We start from the raw sequence: 18,534 nt of genomic DNA on the forward strand, positions 1-18,534 counted from the left end.
TTTATGACTTCCCGATTACTTCGCAGCCTGTGCCTGGTGATTGTCGCGAGCGCTTGGCTCGCATCGTGTGAAAAGGTAGCACAACTGAGCGATTCGGCCCGGGTGGAGAAATTCACCATTCTCACGGCCGATCCCGACCGCGTAATCTTCGACCAGCCCGTCATCAAAGGCGAAGTCATCGAACTGCCGCTCGTTTACGGCAAATACCTCTTCCCCATCACCATTACGGTGGATGTCAAAACCGAAGCGGGGTGTAAGCAGATACTCGGATTCGACGGGGGGGGGAAAGAATTCACCTTCGACAATCAGAACCACGTTCGTGAACTCTACACCGTAGCGGCCAGCGGCGCCACCACGCGCTGGAAACTGCAGATCGTCGACGCCCAGTCGAACGAATCGGCCGAGATCGCCCGGGTCGGCGTCACGGCCGGAGAGGGATCGGATATGCTGGCCGCGCCGTATGCCCGCATCGACCGGATCAACTCCGAAATCATCTTCCAGGCGTTGGGGACCGCCGCCTATCCGCTGACGTTCGTACCGGAGTTCACGCTGGCCGACGGCGCCGACTGGGCCGACGGAACCGACGCCCCTGCGGAGACGCTCACCTTCGAGGAGAAGGAGAGCTCGATGAAATACACCGTCGAAGCCGCCAGCGGCCTCACGAAGAGCTGGACCTTCCGTTCGGAGATCGTGGCCCAGACCGACAACACGAGTTCGCTGACCGAGGATCAGGTCGAGCGCCTGACGCCCGATGTCTCGAAAATCAAATTCCAGTCGGAAACGGCGCAGCTCACGGGGGCCACCACCGAATTCAACGTATCGAAAATCGGCGGGCGCATCAACCTGATGCTCCGCCCCGCAGCCCGTGCCATGACATTCCCCGTCAAGGCCACCGTCGAACTGCCCGTCCATGCCAGTTCGGTGCTTTTCGGAGCTTCCGCCGACAACAGCTACACATTCGAGTCGTACGCCGACACCAAGCAGGTCTGGATCGTGGACAAAACATCGGGACTGGCCAAGAGCTGGACGATAGCCCCGGCCCCGGAGCTGAACACCGATATTCTCAGCTTCACGATCGCAGACAATTACACCAGCAAACTGGGCGACAAACTGGTTGTGGGGATCGATCAGGTGGAAATCGACCACGACAACAGCCGCATCATCATCCCGGTGGAAAAGACCGACGGATCGGCCATCGGGGCGAAAGAGCAGCTGACGCTGAAACTCAGCATCACGGTGGAATATCCCGAAGGCTCCACCTCCTCCTCGTCAAAGTCCCCGAGCTTCACCTATATTACGAATACCGCATTATTCACGGTGAAGAGCACCAACGGCCAGCAGAGCCGGAACTGGACGCTCTATCTCAAAGACAAGAACGCCGAAGCATCCTCTGACACCAATATTTCGAACTTCTCGTATACGTACACCTCGAAGGACAACCGGATGAAGCTGTCATCGACATCGATCGTCGCGGACAATAACAATCATCGTATCACACTGAAGATCACGGCCGGTCCCAAAGCCTTCCCGCTCACGCTGACCAACAAGATCATGAAGCTCGGCAACCCGTCGGCAACCATCGTCGAACAGGAGATCGCCGATTACGACACCCCGCTGACGTTCGAGTCGCTGACCTCGGCCAAGACATTCACGGTACGCGCCGAGGACGGAACCGAGCAGCAGTGGACCATCGACCTCGAGTCGCAGGCCAAAGGCCACACGGCGGAGATCACCAGCTTCCTGGTCGGCAAGATCACAGGCGGTTCGCTTACCGCGGTGAAGATCGAACCGGAAACCCAACGCATCCGGATGGAGGTCGAGGGCGTTCCGCCGTTCTATGCGACCGTCTCGATCGAGACTTCGGACAACGCCACCGTCACCGGGCTGGAAAACGGCATCCTGACGGTCAACAACTACAACCACGAGATTCCGCTGACCGTCACGTCGCAGGACGAAGAGGTGACGAAAACCTGGACGGTCTATACCGACAAGCCCGTGGAAGTGCAGATCGACAACAGCGAATTCGAGCTCTGGGGCGAATTCAAAAACATCAACGGCGGCACTTACACCATCGACCCGACGCCCGGCGCCGGCTACGGATGGGGAACGGCCAATCTGGAACTGCTCGGCATCGGCGTATTGGGCACCATGCCCGTCGAACGTGCCGACGGCACGCTGGCCGCCGAAATGACCACTTCGGAGCAAAACACGATACTCAAAGGTTATATCGTGGCGGCCGGAACGCTCTATACGGGTCTGTTCAACCTCAACATCAATTACATCACCCAGCCGCGCAAGATGACCAAGTTCGGCATCCCCTACACGGCGCGTCCCACTTCGTTCTCGATGGAGGTGAAATACGCCCCGGGAGCCCAGATGAAGCAGGCGACGGCCGACGACAAGGGCAAATACTCGATCCATGACATCGCCGGCGTGGACAAAGCCCATATCTGGGTGGAGCTGCTGCAATGGAGCGGCAGCGGAGCCATCGACTACGACGGGTCGGAAGGAGCGGCGGACATCACCGTCCTGGGCCGCGCCGAACTCGTGATCGACGGTGCGAACAACCCCTACAAGGAGTGGTCGAAAATCACCCTCCCGATGGTATACAACCCGCAGTACGCCGACATCACGCCGACGCATATCGCCGTGGTGATGTCGTCGAGCAAGGACGGAGACAAGTTCATCGGCGCAATCGGCAGCAAACTGTCGGTAGACCACTTCGTGATTAATTACTAAAATACAGTCAGCAAGTTATGAAACTCAAACATATCACAATCCTCGCCTGCACGTTCGCCCTGCTCCCGGGCCCGGCCGCAAAAGCGGAAAATTCGTCGTCGAAAGCGGCGAAAACGGGCACCCGGACCGAAGAACTGAAACCCGCCCGCCAAAAACTGATTTCGTCGGACCGCAATATTTTCCGCGCGGGCGTGCTGATCGGCACCGACATCGGCGGCGCCGTCCCCGTACCGTTCAAATATATCCCCAGCACGTTCAACCCCTATCCGCAGCTGAACCTCGACATGGGCGTCTTCGCCGAATTCCGCCTTCACGACCGGTGGAGCCTCGGGGCCAACTTCATCTACAAGACCGTGGGGATGAAGGCCGACGCCCGCGTCTCGAACCAGAAATACGAAGACCAGGAAGCCGGACTGCTCCAGTACTACACGGGTACGGCCAAAATGGACATGTCGTTCACGATGTTCGAGGTGCCGTTCTACGCCAAATACACCTTCAACAACCATGTATCGCGCCTGCTGTTCGGCGGCTACTTCTCCTACAACCTGAAAGCGGAGTTCGAGACGCTGGCCACAAAGGGCTATTCGGGCGGCGAACCGGACAAGGTGGAGGTGATTATCGAAAAGGGCGACGACCCGCTGAACATGTCGTTCACCTCCTCGCTGCGCGATTTCGACGCCGGCGTGATGGTGGGTTACGAGCACACGGTCTACAACCGCCTGAACATCGGCATCCGCCTGAGCATGGGTTTTCTGGACATCTTCCAGCGGGATACCAAGTTCTTCGACTACAAGATGCTGCACATGCGCGGTTCGATCATCGTCGGCTATCGGCTCTTCCATTGATGCCGGGCCGGAACGGAACGGCCGGGAACCTTGTGGTTCCCGGCCGCTAACTGTCGCTTCACGCTCCGGGTTTCGCATGCCGGCGCCGGTACTCGCCGGGCGAAGCGCCGTGATACTCCTTAAACTGGCGGCTGAAGTGGTTCGGATTGCAGTAACCCAGTTTATAGGAGATTTCCGACGCGGTCATCGCCGTCGTCCGGAGCCATTCGGCCGCCTCGCGCATTTTGATCTGCAGGATAAAATCCGAAGGCGTCCGGTCGGTCAGCCGTTTGATGCTGAGATAGAGCTGCGTGCGGCTGATATTCGCAAAACGCGCCAGCTCGTTGACCGACAGCCCCGGATCGTCGAGATGGGCATGGATGTAATCCGTCACCGAGAGAATGAACCGTTCATCGGTGTTGTTCAGCTCGGGAGTCGTGATCCCGACACTGCCCGCCGTCATGTAATAGTCGCGCAGCACGTCCTTCGTCCGTAGCAGGTTGTTCAGCCGCAGGAACAACTCCTGCAGGTTGATCGGCTTCTGGAACATGGCGTCGGCACCGCATTGCAACGCCCGGATGCGGTTCTCGCCCGAAAGTTCGAAACTCTCCAGGATCACCGGGATATGGCGCGTGCGGTTCGAGTTCTTAATCATGCTGCACAGGTCGAAGCCGTTCGTGTCGGCAAGCTGCATGTCACTGATCACCACGTCGATGCTCTGGGATTTGAGCAACAGCAACGCCTCATCGCCCGTCGCGGCGCTCGACACGTGAAAATGTTTCTGCAGGCGCTTTTCCAACACCCGCTTCGAATCCGCATCGTTCTCTACAAGCAGGATACGGAACTTACGGTGCCCCTCGGCATCGAGGAACCGGGGCTGGGAGACATCCTCGAAATAACTCGTATTGTCGACGATCCGCCCGACGATGCCCGTCGCGGCATCGGGCCGTTCGGTCACGGCCCCGTCATCCTGTCCGACGGCCATCTCCACCCGGAAAACATTGCCGCGCTGCGGCACCGACTCCACCGAAAGACGGATGTCGAACAACCGGGCGATACTCTTCACCAACGCCAGTCCGATACCGCCATTGGGCAGCCCCGCCGAGTTGTAGGGCTGGAAAATGGCCTTTTTCTGCTCTTCGGTCAGGCAGGGGCCGCTGTTGAACAGTTCGATAACAGCCAGCCGCCCATCGAACGTGAGTTTAAGGGTGCTTTCACCGCCCGGCTGCACCGATTTGAACGAGTTGTCGAGCAGGTTGCCCACCAGCATCTCCATCTTGGCGGCATCGAAAAGCATCGGCAGCGACTCCACCCCGGCATGAAATCCGTGCGTGATCTGCTTGCGGTTGTAGAGGGGCACGAAAGTCTCGTAGATATTGCGCAGGAAAGGCACCAGGTCGTATTTGCGGATCGAAACCGAGATATTCCGCGACTCGATGTTCCGGAAGTCCAACAACTGATTGACCAGGAAATCGAGCCGTTCGATGTTGCGCCGGAAAATCGCCGAATCGCTTCCGGCATCGCCGTCCGGCGGCGGCAGCACGCTGTCCTGCAAGGTCGAAATCACCGACAGCGGCGTTTTGAACTCGTAGGAAATGCAACTGAAAAAATCCAGCTTCATGGCATTGATCCGGTCGCGGGTCTCGCGCTCGCGGCGGGCCTGCTCGACCAGTCCACGGGCATGCCGCTGCCGCCGCACCAACCGTACGAACTGCCAGACGACGAATCCCAGCACCAGCAGGTAGAGCGCAATCATCCATCCGCTGAGCAGCACGGGCGGCCGGACCCGGAGTGCGATCCGCTTCTCGGCCAGCACCTCGCCGTCGTCCGACACCAGCCTTACCGACAACTCGTAACGACCGGTGGGCAGTCCCGTGTAGGTGATCTCACCCTGCGGCCCCAGCTCGTACCAGTTGTCGTCGAAATTCTCCAACCGGTAGAGGCACGAATAGGGAGCCGTGCGGAAAATGTCATAGTCGATCACGGAGACCTCAAAGGTCAGGAAGGTCTGCTTGTGGGCCAGCGTGATCTCCTGCGTGTCGTTGACGGGGAATTTCAGCACGCCGCCCCCGATCTCCACGGGCTTGTTGAAGAGTTTCAGCCCGGAGATGAAGAGCGTCGGTTGCTGCCGGAGGTCACCCTCCAGCTTCGCAGGCCAGAAGCAGACCAGTCCGCTCGTCGTTCCGAAGCAAATCTCGCCCTCGCGGCCCACATATCCGGACCTGACATTGAATTCATTGATGCCCATGCCTTTGGCAAGACTGAAACGGCGCAGGCGGCTGGCCGTGTCGAGCCGGAACAGGTCGTTTCCCGCCGCCAGCCACAGATTGCCGGCGGCGTCGCCCTGCATCCCGACGATCCCGCTTTTGATCCGAGGATGGTCCTGCACGGCCGGGGTGAAGCGCCCCTCTTCGAACCGCCATACGTCGCCCTTGGTCGTTCCCAACCACAGACAGCCGTCGCCGTCCATCCAGCCGCACTGGAGATAGGGCCGAAGCTCCTCCGTGGCGGGCACCGGGTATTCCGACATCCGGCCCCGCCCGCGGTCATAACACAGCACCGACCCGAAATTGACGAAATAAACCTTATCCCCGTGTGTCAGGACATTGTAAAGGGCAAACTCCTCCGTCCCGCATTTGCAGACCTGGACAAAGGAATCCGTGGCATAACGGTAGATGTCGACCCCCTTTTCGTGCGCCACGAACAGCGTGTCGGCATTGAGCGGACAGAGCAGCTGCACGTTGCCTCCCGAGAGCGACGCCTCATCGCCGGCATGGTGGGTGTAATGGCGGAGCGCCCCGCCGGGGGTCAGGCAGTAGAGGCCGCTGGAGAGCGATCCCGCCCACAGGTTGCCGCGGACATCGCGCTGCAAGGTGAGGATGTTGTCGTTGATCCCCCGGCTGCGGCTCGAAATGCGCCGCAGGAAATTGCCCGACGGATCGAGCACGTTGATTCCCGTACTGTTGGTCGCCACCCACCAGTTCCGCTGTTCGTCACGCAGGATGCCGTTGGCCGCCACGCTCTGCGAACGGAGATGCTCCCCGGTCGAGCCGAGCGTATAGTACTCCACCCCGGAATCGAGACCGCCGACCGAGAACAACCCCGAGAAATAGGTTCCCAGCAGCATGTCCTGCCGGCGGGTCCGGAAGATGGAAACCACGGTGTTGAGCACGGCATTGTCGTTGTGCTCGCAGACATAATTGCAGAAAAAATCGTTGTTATAGTCGTAAACCGAAACGCCGTTGTTATGGCCGATCCACAACCGGTCGTAACGGTCTTCGCTCAGGCTGGCGATGTTCTCGATCTCCGGAACGCCGAACTGCCGGGCAACCTGCTCACGACGGAATTCGTCGGCCACCCGGTTGTAGCGGAAAAGTCCGTCTTTGACAGTTCCGACCCAGACGCATCCTTTCGAATCGGCATAGATGCACACCCCCACCAGCGGCGACTGGTCCGCGCTGGAGAGTTCGTAGACGGCCGCCACGCCGAATGTCTCGTCGATCCGGCAGACGCGGTCCTTCGCAAGTCCCCACAATTGTCCGAACTTGTCGCAACAGAGATAATTGTAGGGAGTATGGTCGGCGACAAGCGTCAGGCGATCGCCGTCGCAGCGAAACAGCCGGGTCTGCGTTTTGAGCAGGATTTCACTGCCGACCTGCAGGATCGTGCGCACATACCCGACATCCTCCCCCTCCCAGGTCAGCCGCGAAAAACAGCCGCCGGCATAGTCGTAAACCCCGACGAAAAGAGCCGAGCCAATGAATATCCGTTCGCCCGCATCGTACAGCGAACAGATTTCCAATCCGGCAAACTCTTCGATTTTACGCAGGTGACGGCTGTCGTAAATATCCAACCCCTGCGAAGTCCCGATCCATATCCGACCGTACATATCGTCGCACAATGCCGTGATGCGGTTGCCCGAAAGCCCGTCGTTGCGGCTCAGGTGTTCGTAGTTCCAGATAATGCCGTCATGCTGGGCCGATGCGGGCGTTTGCAGCAGCAACATCCACGACAAAAGGGTCAGAAGTCGTCTCATGTATCCTCATTTTTCCGAAAGTTAACAATATATATTTGTATTTACAGCGGCCCGTGCTTGCATTTTTGTTCACAGAACCTATATATTCGTTTAAATCAGCCGGCTCGTTCCGCCGCTAACCCAGCCTGCACGATTTCTTAACATCGGGATAGCCGAAAGTGGCGGAGTTCGGTTACTTTTGTTACAACCGAAACAACGACCCATGAACCGACTGATCCATCTTATCGCCCTCCTGCTCCTCACGACAACGTTCGAACCGTATGCCGCAGACGCCGCACGCCGCATCGTGCGGGTGTCCGACTACGGGCTGCAGCCCGGAAGCGGCAGGGACGCCCTGCCGGTCATCCGGCGGATCATCGAGGAAAACGAGGGTGTCCGGGGCTTGCAGATTCGTTTCGACAAGGGGCGTTACGATTTCTACCCCGATGCGGAGCGGCAGGCCGCCGGCAAGCCGACCACGGTCTTCGCCCTGACGCGGACGGAGAACGTGGAGATCGACGGCGGCGGATGCGACTGGATCTTCCACGGACTGATGAAGCCCGTGCGGCTCTCGGAGTGCCGCAACACAACGCTCCGCAACGTGCGCATCGACTGGCAGCAGCCCTACAACTCGCAGGCGACGATCGTCTCGGCAACGGACACCTATTTAGATATGGAGATCGACGCCGAACGCTATCCCTACGTCGTGGCGGGCGACTCTCTCGCTTTCGTGGGCGAATACGGCCTGCAACGAATCGTCCCCGAATACACGAACCTCTACGACGGCACGACGCACGAACTGCTCTACCAGACACGCGACGTACCGCTGGGCCGCGACATGTTCCGGGCCCGAGTCACCGACCTGGGGAACAACCGGGTGCGTTTCCACTACCGCCCGGCCATGAAACCCGCCCCGGGAACCGTCGTCGTCTTTTTCCACGGACGCTACATCACCAACGGCATCGAAATCGTCGACTGCCGGCAAACCCGCATCGAGCAAGTGACGATCCATCACACGCTGAGCTGCGGCGTCTTCGGCATCCGTTCGCACGACGTTGCGATGGTCGGCCTCGATATCGTGGCCGACGAGCGGTCGGGACGCGTTTTCAGCACCATCGCCGACGCCACGCACTTCATCGGCTGCACGGGCGACATCCTGTTCGACGGCTGCACGGTAAGCGGCTCGGGCGACGATTTCACGAATGTCCACGGCATGTACGCCCCTGTCGCGGAGGTCTGCGGCGAACGCTCCGTGCGGATCACGCCCACGAGCCGCGATCAGGGATTCCGCCCGGGCGAACGAGTCTGGCCGCTGGATACGGCGACCATGCAGCGCGGCCGCCCGCTGACATCGGCAGGCTCGGAGCGCATCGAGGGTTCACGGGACCTCCTGTTACATTTCCGGGAACCGGTGGCCGGACGCATTGCTGCGGGGAACATGCTGGAAAACGCGACGCTCTGCCCCCGGCTCACCGTACGCAACTGCCGGATGCTGAAAAAGAACCGAGGCCGCTCGATTCTGGTGACCACTCCGGCCAAAGTCCTCATCGAAAACAACTATTTCCGGTCGGCCGGGGCCGCGGTCCTCATCGAGGGCGACACGGACCTCTGGTTCGAATCGGGCGCCGTTTGCGACGTCACGATCCGGAACAATCTTTTCGAAGATTGCTACACCTCGGGCAACAACATCGTCGACGGCCCCTGGGGATGGGGCGAAGGGGTCATCTCGATTTCACCCTCCTTCCGACCGCAGGACGCCGACGCGGAGGCCTACCACCGCAACATCCGCATCGTGGGGAACACGTTCCGCCATTTCGACTGCGCCGTCCTGTTCGCCCGCTCGGTCGAAGGGCTGGAGTTCAGCCGCAACCGCCTCGAACGCACCCGGACCTACGAGCCTTTCTACCGCCCTTACAACCTCTTTCTGGACGGATGCCGCAAAGTGCGGGTCGAGAACAACGCCTTCGAACCGGATTTTCCGGGACACAACATCGCAATCGAACACATGCACCCCTCGGAGATCACCCAGCGCGGCGGCCAGCCCCTCGCAATCATCTGCAAATAACGTTTAACCCATGAATACGAAACTACTGACCCCGATCCTCGCCGTCCTGCTCTCACTCTTTGCACAGGGCTGCGGCACGCGCTCTTCGCACATCCGCATCCCGCTCGACGGCCGGACCGACTACACCGCCCAGGTGCGGGAGATCCTCCGCGCACACCCCGAAGGCCGGCTTACGCTGGAATTCGGACCGGGCGTCTACGACTTCTATCCCGAGCAGGCCGAAGAACAATTCCTGCGCGTATCGAACAACGACAACGGGACCAAACGCATCGCATTCCGCATGGAGGGAATGCGCCGTGTCACCGTCTGCGGACACGACACCGAGTTCCGTTTCCACGGCGAACTGGTTCCCTTCTACATCGACAGCTGCGAGGAGATCACCCTCCGGGGCATCACGCTCGACTACGACGTGCCGTTCGTGCTGGAAGGCCGCGTGATCGCACAGGATGCCGCAACGCGCAGCATCGACCTGAAAATCACCAGCGGCAACCCCATCCGGGTCGAGGACGGGGAGCTGATCTTCTCAGGCTACGGCTGGGAGCAGACCCAGGGCGACAACATCGTCTTCGACCCCCGGACCAACGCCCCCTACTACAACACGGCCCGTTTCCTCCATCCCTACTGGCAGCGGAAACTGACGGCCGCGATGCTCGGTCCCGACACCGTGCGGCTGACGGGGTTCCTCTCCCCGGAACTGCCGCCCGTCGGCTCGGTCTACGCCGACAAAGGCCCCTTCCGCAGCAACCGCCGCTGTCCGGGCATCGTCGTACACCGCACGCGCGACCTGCGAATCGAACGGACGACCGTTCACGCCTCGGGCGCCATGGCGCTGATCTGCGAGAACACCGAGGACGTGACGCTCGACCAATACGACGTCCGTCTGCGGGAGGGGTCCGGACGCTTCATCTCGGCGTCGGCCGACGCCTCGCATTTCGTCAACTGCCGGGGTGCGATCCGCTTCGACGGCTGTCTGTTCGAGAACATGCTCGACGACGCCACGAACGTCCACGGAACCTACATGGCCGTCGACACGCTTTCCGGCGACCGGCTGACCGCCCGCTTCGGGCATGTCCAGCAGCAGGGATTCGACTTCGCCCGCGCCGGCGACACCCTGCGGCTGATCGACCGCATCAGCCTCCGCCCGCTGGAGACCTTCGTGGCGGCCGAAGCCCGGCCCCTCGGCGACGAGCGGTGGACGATCCGCGCGGCGGGCCCCCTCGCCACCCCGCCGTCGGAACACCTCGCCGTCGAGAATCCCCGCAACATGCCCGCCGTCGAGATGCGCCGCTGCACGGTGCGCAACAACCGCGCACGGAGCATCCTGATCTCGACACCGCGTCCCGTGACGGTCGAGGACAACTGGTTCTCGTCGATGATGGCCGGCGTGCTGATCGCCGGCGATGCCAACTCGTGGTTCGAATCGGGCAGCGTCGGCGACGTCGTCATCCGCCGCAACACCTTCGTCAACATGGGCACGGGCGGCGAAAATCCCCAATCGGTATTGCAAATCTCGCCCGAAATCCCGACCTCGGGCCGCGGCGGCGACTTTCACTACCACGGACGCATCGTCTTCGAACAGAACACCGTCCGCACGTTCGACTCGCAGGTGATCTACGCCCTGAGCGCCGACCGGCTGGAGATCCGCGACAACCGCTTTATCCAGAGCGACTATCCGCCGATCTTCGGCGGGCTGTCGTACATCGACCTGCAGCACTGCCGGGAGGCCGAGATTTCGGGCAACAGCTTCGAAGGCGACCGCACGGCCGAGGTGAGCGCCGTCGGCTGCGGCAGCGTCCGGATGGCCCCCGGACAGCCGGGATTCGCCGACGCGACGGTCGAGAAACCCAACACCTACTACTACAAACAATAACAACTCCCATGCGCACTTCCACCCTGATCACAGCCCTGTGGCTGATTCTTGCCGCCGCGGGCTGCTCCCGCCCGGAATTCCGTCCCGGAGCAGTCTGGACCGACACCGACGGCGCCGTCATCAACGCCCACGGAGGCGGCATCCTCTACGACGAAGGCCGCTACTACTGGTTCGGCGAACACAAGACCGCAGGCGAGGCGGGCAACCTCGCACAGGTCGGCGTACACTGCTACTCCTCGGAGAACCTCTACGACTGGCGCGACGAAGGCATCGCCCTGGCCGTGGCTCCCGAAGGCTCGGGCAGTCCGATCGAAAAGGGCTGCATCCTCGAACGCCCGAAGGTGATCCGCAACGCCCGCACGGGCAAATACGTCATGTGGTTCCACCTCGAGCCCAAAGGGGCCGGTTACACGGGCGCCCTGAGCGGCGTGGCGGTCAGCGACCGTGCAACGGGTCCCTACACCTTCCTGCGGGCCGGGCGTCCCGACGCCGGGGTCTACCCGGTCAACGCCCTGCCGCAGCATTTCGGCAAGAGCCGCGCCGCGGGGATGCGCTTCGACGGCGGCAGCCTGCCCGAACACCCCGACTCGCTGAACCTCGTGGGACGCGACGCCGCGCAGGGCCAGATGGCCCGGGACATGACGCTCTTCGTCGACGACGACGGCCGCGCCTACCACATCTACTCCTCGGAGGAGAACAGCACGCTCCACATCTCGGAGCTGACCGACGATTACCTTGCCCACAGCGGCCGCTACGCGCGGTTCTTCGCCGGACGATTCATGGAAGCCCCGGCGCTTTTCAAGCGCGGCGGGCGTTATTACCTGATGATGTCGGGCTGTACGGGCTGGGCCCCCAACGCCGCCCGTTCGGCCGTCGCCGAGTCGATCTGGGGTCCGTGGCGGGAGCTCGGGAACCCCTGCGAAGGCCCCGGAGCCGAGACCACCTACGATTCGCAGAGCACCTTCGTCGTCCCCGTGGCGGGCACCGACCGCTTTATCTACATGGGCGACCGCTGGAACCCGGCCGACGCCGCCGACGGACGCTATGTGTGGCTGCCCGTGCGGTTCGAAGGGGACGGATTCCGCGTCGAATGGTGCGACCGCTGGCGCTGGGAAGAGTGACGAACGCAAAACCTACCGCATATGAAACAAACTTACCAACCTAAAAACCGTTGAACATGAAACACAGCTATCGCACCCATTTGCGTCTGTGGCTCACAGCGCTGGCCGGATTCTTCCTCCTGGCCGTGCATGCGCAGTCCGGCGCAGAGGTCCGCATCCAGGGAAAGGTCACGGACAAACAGCACAGCCCGATCACGGGCGTCGTCGTAGCTGTCCAGGGCCGGCAGGCCGGAACGACGACCGGCACGGACGGTACGTTCACCATCACGGCCCGTGTCGGCGAAACGCTCGAGATATCGTATCTCGGCTACAAGAAACAGCAACTCAAAGTGACGCAGGCCATGACCCGCGCCGACATCACGCTCGAAGAGGACGCCCTCGCCGTGCAGGACGTCGTGGTCATCGGCTACGGCACGACCAGCAAGGAGAAGCTCACGGGCGCCGTGTCGACGGTCTCGACCGCCGATTTCAAAAACCGCCCGATCACCGACGTATCGCTGGCCCTGCAAGGCAAGATCACGGGCGTGCAGGTGACCCAGACCTCGGGCCAGCCCGGCGCCGACGGCGGCACGATCACCGTGCGCGGCATCGGCACGCTCAACGATTCGTCGCCGCTGGTCATCATCGACGGATTCGAATCGTCGTTCGACAAGGTGGACCCCAAGGACATCGAGTCGATGTCGGTCCTGAAAGACGCCGCCTCGGCCGCCATCTACGGCAACAAGGCCGCCAACGGCGTCATCCTCATCACCACGAAGAAGGGCCGTTCGGGACGCCTGCAGGTCGAGTACAACGGCTACGTCTCGGTCCAGCAGGTGACCCGCTATCCCGACCTGCTCGGATCGGTCGACTACATGAACCTCTACAACGAGGCGTGCCTCAACTCGGGCCAGCAGCCCCGTTACAGCCAGAGCTACATCGAGCATTTCCGCAAGGGCGACGATCCGGCGCTCTACCCCGACCGCGACTGGGCCGACTTCTACTTCAAGCCCGCGATCCTGCACAACCACTACGTGAAGCTCAACGGCGGTACGGACCAGCTCGCCTACACGCTGTCGATGGGCTATCTGGGGCAGGACGGCATCCTCGAAGGCACGGAATACGACAAGTATAACTTCCGCATCAACACGACCAGCTCGCTGCTCAAAGACCGGCTGAAAATCTCGACCAACGTCGCCGGGTATTCGGGCGTCAAAAACGACCTGGTGGACGGCACGGGCAACACGCTCTACCGGATCGTGGCCATGAGTCCGATGGTCAACGCCAAGATGGAGGGTTACGGCTGGACCGACTGGTTCTACGACGACGCCGTGCGCGAAGCCGGAGGTTTCAACAAGACCAAAACCGGGAATTTCAGCGGCAATATCAACCTGCAACTGTCGCTGCTGAAGAACCTGCGGCTGGAAGGCGCCGTCAACTACGACCGCACGACCGAAACAGGGCAGATATACGCCCCGAACGTGGATCTCTACAAGGTCTTCACGGGAGCCGACGGTACGCAGACCATCGGCAAAAGCACCTCGCGCGAGTCGTCGATCACCGAATCGACCTACCGCTACGGCAACCTTTCGAGCTACGTCACCCTCTCCTACTGGGCCACGGCCGGAGACCACCACAATTTCAAAGTGCTGGCCGGATGGCAGCAGGGGCAGTGGGACAACAAATACTACAAGGCTTCCCGCACGCGCCTGACCACCAACCTGCCGTCGCTCGAGGTGGGCGACCCCTCGACGCAGAAGAATTCGAGCTGGGAGACCGAAGTCAAAAGCATGTCGCTCTTCGGGCGTTTCAACTACGACTACAAGGAGAAATACCTCGTCGAGGCCAACATCCGCTACGACGGCTCGTCGAAATTCGCCGAAGACCACAAATGGGGCGTCTTCCCGTCGTTCTCGGCCGGGTGGCGCATCTCGCAGGAGGCGTTCATGCGCAACGTGCGGTGGATCGACGAACTGAAACTGCGCGCCTCGTGGGGCCAGCTCGGAAACGAGAAGATATGGAGCTCCTACGCCGGCATCGACATTCTTTCGATCGGTTCGTGCAACTACATCTGGGAGAACCAGCAGGTCACCGGAGCCGCCACCTCCTACATCGCCGACAAGAGCCTCACATGGGAGACCACCACGCAGTACAACGTCGGTCTGGACCTGCGGCTGTTCGGCTCGCTGACCTTCACGGGCGACTTCTACGTGAAGGAGACCGACGATATCCTGATGCGACTGCCCGTGTCGGGTATCTTCGGCTTCACCGAAGACCCGTGGAAAAACGCCGGGCGCATGCGCAACACCGGCTGCGAATTCGCACTCTCCTACTTCAAGGCCTTCCGCAAGTGGGAGTTCAGCGCCGGAGCCAACCTCTCTTTCAACCGCAACAAGATCCTCGACCTGAAGGGCCAGAGCCCGATCCTCAACTCCACGACGGGCATTCTGCTCGAAGAGGGACGCCCCATCAATACGCTCTACGGCTACGAGGTGGAGGGCATCTACCAGAGCGACGAGGAGATCCACAACCACCTGACGACTTTCGACCGCAACGGCAACCCCGTGAACTCCTACTCGGGACTGGTAGCCGCACCGGGCGACATCCGCTTCAAGGACCAGAACGGCGACGGGATCATCGACATGGACCACGACCGGGTGGCGCTGGGCGATCCCAACCCCGATTTCCTCTTCTCGTTCAACCTCGGGGCCCGCTGGAAAGGCTTCGACCTGACGGCCTTCTTCCAGGGCGTCTGCGGCGGCGAGGGATGGAGCACGGGCGAACTGGTCTCCCCATTCTTCAACGGCTACAACTCCGCAGCCTGGATGACCGAACGCTGGACCCCCGAACGGCCCAACAACACCTATCAGCGGGTCTACATCGACAACCAGCGCGCGAAAATCAAATCGGACTATTACGTCGAGGACCTCTCCTACATGCGCATGAAGAACCTCGAACTGGGCTACACGTTCCCCAAACCGCTGGTCGGCAAGATCGGGATTTCGGGCGTCCGCGTCTTCGTCAGCGCCCAGAACCTCTTTACGCTCACCCGCTACAAGGGTTTCGACCCCGAGCGTGCGGGCGTCAACGCCACCAACATCTACGATTACCCGCTGGTCCGGACCTTCACGGCCGGCCTGAACGTAACCTTCTGAGCCATGAAAAAGTTTTCCACCCTCTTCATCGCAGCCCTGCTGCTTGCGGGATGGTCGAGCGGCTGTGCCGACTATCTGAACACCGTTCCCGTCGACAAATCCTCGCCCAACACCTTCCTCAAAGGCGTCGAGCAGGCCAAGAGCATGCTGGCGGGCATCTACTACTGCTTCTACGACGATTCGCCGGCCTATATCACCCCCTACACCTATGAAAACATGTGCGACAACTCCTACAACCACCACACCTGGGAGTTCAGCGCCGAATTCGCATCGGGGACGCAGACCGCCGCGAGCTGGTGGGCCGAGCTGAAATGGACAAAGGACTGGCAGGCCATCTCGCGCGCCAACTCCCTGATCCGTTCGATGGCCCTCGCCACGGGCATCAGCCCTGCGGACAGCCGGAAGATTCTGGCCGAAGCGCGGTTCCTGCGCGCGTGGTTCTATTTCGACATGGTGCGCTTCTACGGCCGGGTGCCGCTGGTCGACGAGAACTCCCCGCAGGAGAACGCCCCGCGCGAGGAGCTCGACAAGGTGATGGCCTTCATCAAGGGCGACGTGGAATATGCCGTCGGGAATCTCGACAACATCCCGGGCGGCGAAGTCGCCTGCCTCGGATCGGCCCTCATGCTCCAACTGCAGATTGCGCAGTATGAATACGACAACGCCACGGTCATCGCCTGCGCCAAGGCGATCAAGGAGCTCGGATACGACCTCTACGGCGATTTCCGCAAGCTGTTCCTCGACGAGGGCATCAACGACCCGTCGAACAGGGAGGTGATCTTCAAGGTCAACTACGCCGAGGACCTGCAATCGAGCTATATGACCCAATTGTGGTACAACTGGTTCTCGTTCAACACGACGCTCGAGGCGGTCAACAGCTTCTTCACGGCCAACGGACTGCCCGTCAAGCCGCTCGAGGCCGACAACGGCGCCTCGATCCCGGCCGATCCGGCCTACGACAAGGATTATCCCTTCGAGAACCGCGACCCGCGCCTGAAACTCTCGGTGCTCTGCCCCGGCGACGAATACCGCTGCGACGGCACCTCCCGCTACCAGGTCCACTGGCAGCCCGCCAACTGGGACAACAAGACCGGCTTCGCAGCCAAAAAGGGCGCCAACGAGACACTCGTGAACCTCAACAACGACGGCGGCGACAAGATCCTGATGCGCTACGGCGAGGTGCTGCTGGCGTGGGCCGAGGCCGAGAACGAGGAGAACGGCCCCAAGGGCGCCTACGAGATGATCGACCAACTGCGCCGCCGCGTGGGGATGGTCACCCTCACCGAATCGCTGCCCAATCTCACGAAGGAGACCATGCGGGCGCTGATTCGCAACGAGCGCCGCGTGGAACTTTTCCACGAGGGCCAGCGCTGGCACGACATCCGCCGCTGGAAGATTGCCGAGAAGGTGATGACCGACGCCCACGGCCTCGACGTTTCGAAATTGCAGTACTACCCGTCGAGCGGCGCCACGTCGCCCTACTGGCAGTACGAGGAGATCGTCGTCGACAAGCGTTCGTTCAACAAGGACCGCGACTACCTGTGGCCGATTCCGCTCAAAGAGCTGAACGCCAATCCGCTGATCCGCGACGACCAGAATCCCGGTTATTAACCCCAAATGCCACTGACTATGAAACGATTCACCGCATATCTGATCCCCGCGGCCGCGGTCGTGACCGCGCTGCTGAGCCTTTCGTGCGAGCAGGAGGTCGACTACGTCGATGCGACGTGGGCGCGCCCCGTCTCCCCGGCCGAAGGCTCGACCCTGAAGATCGACTTCTTCAAACCCGACGACAAGCAGGTCTTCACCTGGGAGGTCCGTCCGGGAGCCACCTATAAGATCGCCTTCGACGTGGACATGCACTTCGAGAACGCCTGCGTCTACGACATGGGACGAAAGGATTCGCTCGTGCTGACCAATTCGGAGATGCTCGACATGCTGCGCACCGTCTGGCCCGACTTTTCGGGCGTCAAGCGCTTCTTCTGGCGCGTCGAGCAGACGCGCGGCCACGACGTGCGCACCTCGTGGCGTTATTTCAGCGCCATCCCGCTGGTCGAGAGCTTCACCGACGCCCGCGACGGCGAGGTCTACGGAGCCTGCCAGTTCATCCTCAACGACGGTTCGCTGATGACCATCATGTCCGAGAACCTGCGCGCCACGGTCTACGCCGACGGCGAACCGCTGCCCGTCGAGGCCAAGGCGGCCGCGGGCGACGGCTATTGCAGCGACCCGCTCTACGTGCAGAAGGTCGGCCGCTACTACTCGTGGGCCGCCGCCACGCGCCTGACGTGGGACGAGGCCAAAGCCGCCTACGAAGCCGGCGAGACGGTGCAGGGCGTCTGCCCCGAGGGATGGCACCTGCCCTCGATGGACGAGTTCAACGCCCTGCGCGAATACCTCGGGGCCGACGTGGGGGCCAACGCCGTGAAAGACCCTTCTTACTGGCCGGCAACCGACGGTATCACGAACAGCGCCAAGATGAACGTCGTGGTATCGGGATTCTACTGGCATGAAGGACTGACGTTCCTCACCGACCCGACCTTCACGGCGCGGTTCTGGACATCGACGCCCCGCCTGAAAGGCATGCAGTTCGCCTACGGCGACAGCGCCTCGGCCGACGATCCCACGAAGGCCGTCCTGCTCTCGATCTACGACGACGCCTCGACGCTGAACATGCAGTCGTACAGCGTCGTACCGTCGGTCGAAAACCACATGTACCCCATCCGCTGCGTGATGGACCCGATGTAAACCCAAACTGCGAAAAGC

The 18,534-nt window shown here is 61.4% G+C and carries 9 protein-coding genes; 8 read left to right on the forward strand and 1 reads right to left on the reverse strand.

Annotation, left to right across the window (positions count from 1 at the left end; all coding sequences use genetic code 11):
• Nucleotides 1–3 precede the first annotated feature (3 nt).
• Together BLU78_RS10785 and BLU78_RS10790 are read left to right on the forward strand one after the other, a co-directional pair.
• Nucleotides 4–2,739, forward strand: coding sequence for a PCMD domain-containing protein (locus BLU78_RS10785; RefSeq protein WP_231290965.1), 2,736 nt, complete (start codon nucleotides 4–6; stop codon nucleotides 2,737–2,739).
• 17 nt (nucleotides 2,740–2,756) lie between these two features.
• Complete coding sequence (locus tag BLU78_RS10790; RefSeq protein WP_010265584.1) at nucleotides 2,757–3,584, forward strand: porin family protein; 828 nt, start codon at nucleotides 2,757–2,759, stop codon at nucleotides 3,582–3,584.
• Between the two features lie 58 nt (nucleotides 3,585–3,642).
• Here the strand turns inward: BLU78_RS10790 and BLU78_RS10795 are convergent, their stop codons facing one another.
• The gene (locus BLU78_RS10795; RefSeq protein WP_044106679.1) at nucleotides 3,643–7,599 is read right to left on the reverse strand and encodes a hybrid sensor histidine kinase/response regulator transcription factor; all 3,957 of its coding nucleotides are present in this window, start codon (nucleotides 7,597–7,599) and stop codon (nucleotides 3,643–3,645) included.
• Nucleotides 7,600–7,801: 202 nt separating this feature from the next.
• Between BLU78_RS10795 and BLU78_RS10800 the strand changes: the two genes are divergently transcribed.
• The 6 genes from BLU78_RS10800 to BLU78_RS10825 are packed head-to-tail and all read left to right on the forward strand — an operon-like array spanning nucleotide 7,802 to nucleotide 18,516.
• Nucleotides 7,802–9,643: a hypothetical protein gene (locus BLU78_RS10800; protein WP_010265588.1), complete on the forward strand. Its 1,842-nt coding sequence runs from the start codon at nucleotides 7,802–7,804 to the stop codon at nucleotides 9,641–9,643.
• A gap of 10 nt (nucleotides 9,644–9,653) precedes the next feature.
• A complete protein-coding gene (locus BLU78_RS10805) occupies nucleotides 9,654–11,513 on the forward strand; it encodes an alpha-1,3-galactosidase-related protein (protein ID WP_010265590.1) in 1,860 nt (619 codons plus the stop codon).
• A gap of 8 nt (nucleotides 11,514–11,521) precedes the next feature.
• Nucleotides 11,522–12,634, forward strand: coding sequence for a glycoside hydrolase family 43 protein (locus BLU78_RS10810; RefSeq protein WP_010265591.1), 1,113 nt, complete (start codon nucleotides 11,522–11,524; stop codon nucleotides 12,632–12,634).
• Nucleotides 12,635–12,690: 56 nt separating this feature from the next.
• Complete coding sequence (locus tag BLU78_RS10815) at nucleotides 12,691–15,768, forward strand: SusC/RagA family TonB-linked outer membrane protein (RefSeq protein ID WP_010265593.1); 3,078 nt, start codon at nucleotides 12,691–12,693, stop codon at nucleotides 15,766–15,768.
• Between the two features lie 3 nt (nucleotides 15,769–15,771).
• Nucleotides 15,772–17,379, forward strand: coding sequence for a RagB/SusD family nutrient uptake outer membrane protein (locus BLU78_RS10820; RefSeq protein WP_010265597.1), 1,608 nt, complete (start codon nucleotides 15,772–15,774; stop codon nucleotides 17,377–17,379).
• An 18-nt stretch (nucleotides 17,380–17,397) separates the two neighbouring features.
• Nucleotides 17,398–18,516, forward strand: coding sequence for an FISUMP domain-containing protein (locus BLU78_RS10825; RefSeq protein ID WP_010265599.1), 1,119 nt, complete (start codon nucleotides 17,398–17,400; stop codon nucleotides 18,514–18,516).
• Nucleotides 18,517–18,534 lie beyond the last annotated feature (18 nt).

Origin of the sequence: Alistipes timonensis JC136 (assembly GCF_900107675.1) — a bacterium.
Classification (GTDB): domain Bacteria; phylum Bacteroidota; class Bacteroidia; order Bacteroidales; family Rikenellaceae; genus Alistipes; species Alistipes timonensis.

Coding starts and splice junctions, on each gene's coding strand:
- BLU78_RS10815 (WP_010265593.1), top strand. CDS start 12,691: ATGAAACACAGCTATCGCACCCATTTGCGTCTGTGGCTCACAGCGCTG.
- BLU78_RS10820 (WP_010265597.1), top strand. CDS start 15,772: ATGAAAAAGTTTTCCACCCTCTTCATCGCAGCCCTGCTGCTTGCGGGA.
- BLU78_RS10810 (WP_010265591.1), top strand. CDS start 11,522: ATGCGCACTTCCACCCTGATCACAGCCCTGTGGCTGATTCTTGCCGCC.
- BLU78_RS10785 (WP_231290965.1), top strand. CDS start 4: ATGACTTCCCGATTACTTCGCAGCCTGTGCCTGGTGATTGTCGCGAGC.
- BLU78_RS10825 (WP_010265599.1), top strand. CDS start 17,398: ATGAAACGATTCACCGCATATCTGATCCCCGCGGCCGCGGTCGTGACC.
- BLU78_RS10800 (WP_010265588.1), top strand. CDS start 7,802: ATGAACCGACTGATCCATCTTATCGCCCTCCTGCTCCTCACGACAACG.
- BLU78_RS10790 (WP_010265584.1), top strand. CDS start 2,757: ATGAAACTCAAACATATCACAATCCTCGCCTGCACGTTCGCCCTGCTC.
- BLU78_RS10795 (WP_044106679.1), bottom strand. CDS start 7,599: ATGAGACGACTTCTGACCCTTTTGTCGTGGATGTTGCTGCTGCAAACG.
- BLU78_RS10805 (WP_010265590.1), top strand. CDS start 9,654: ATGAATACGAAACTACTGACCCCGATCCTCGCCGTCCTGCTCTCACTC.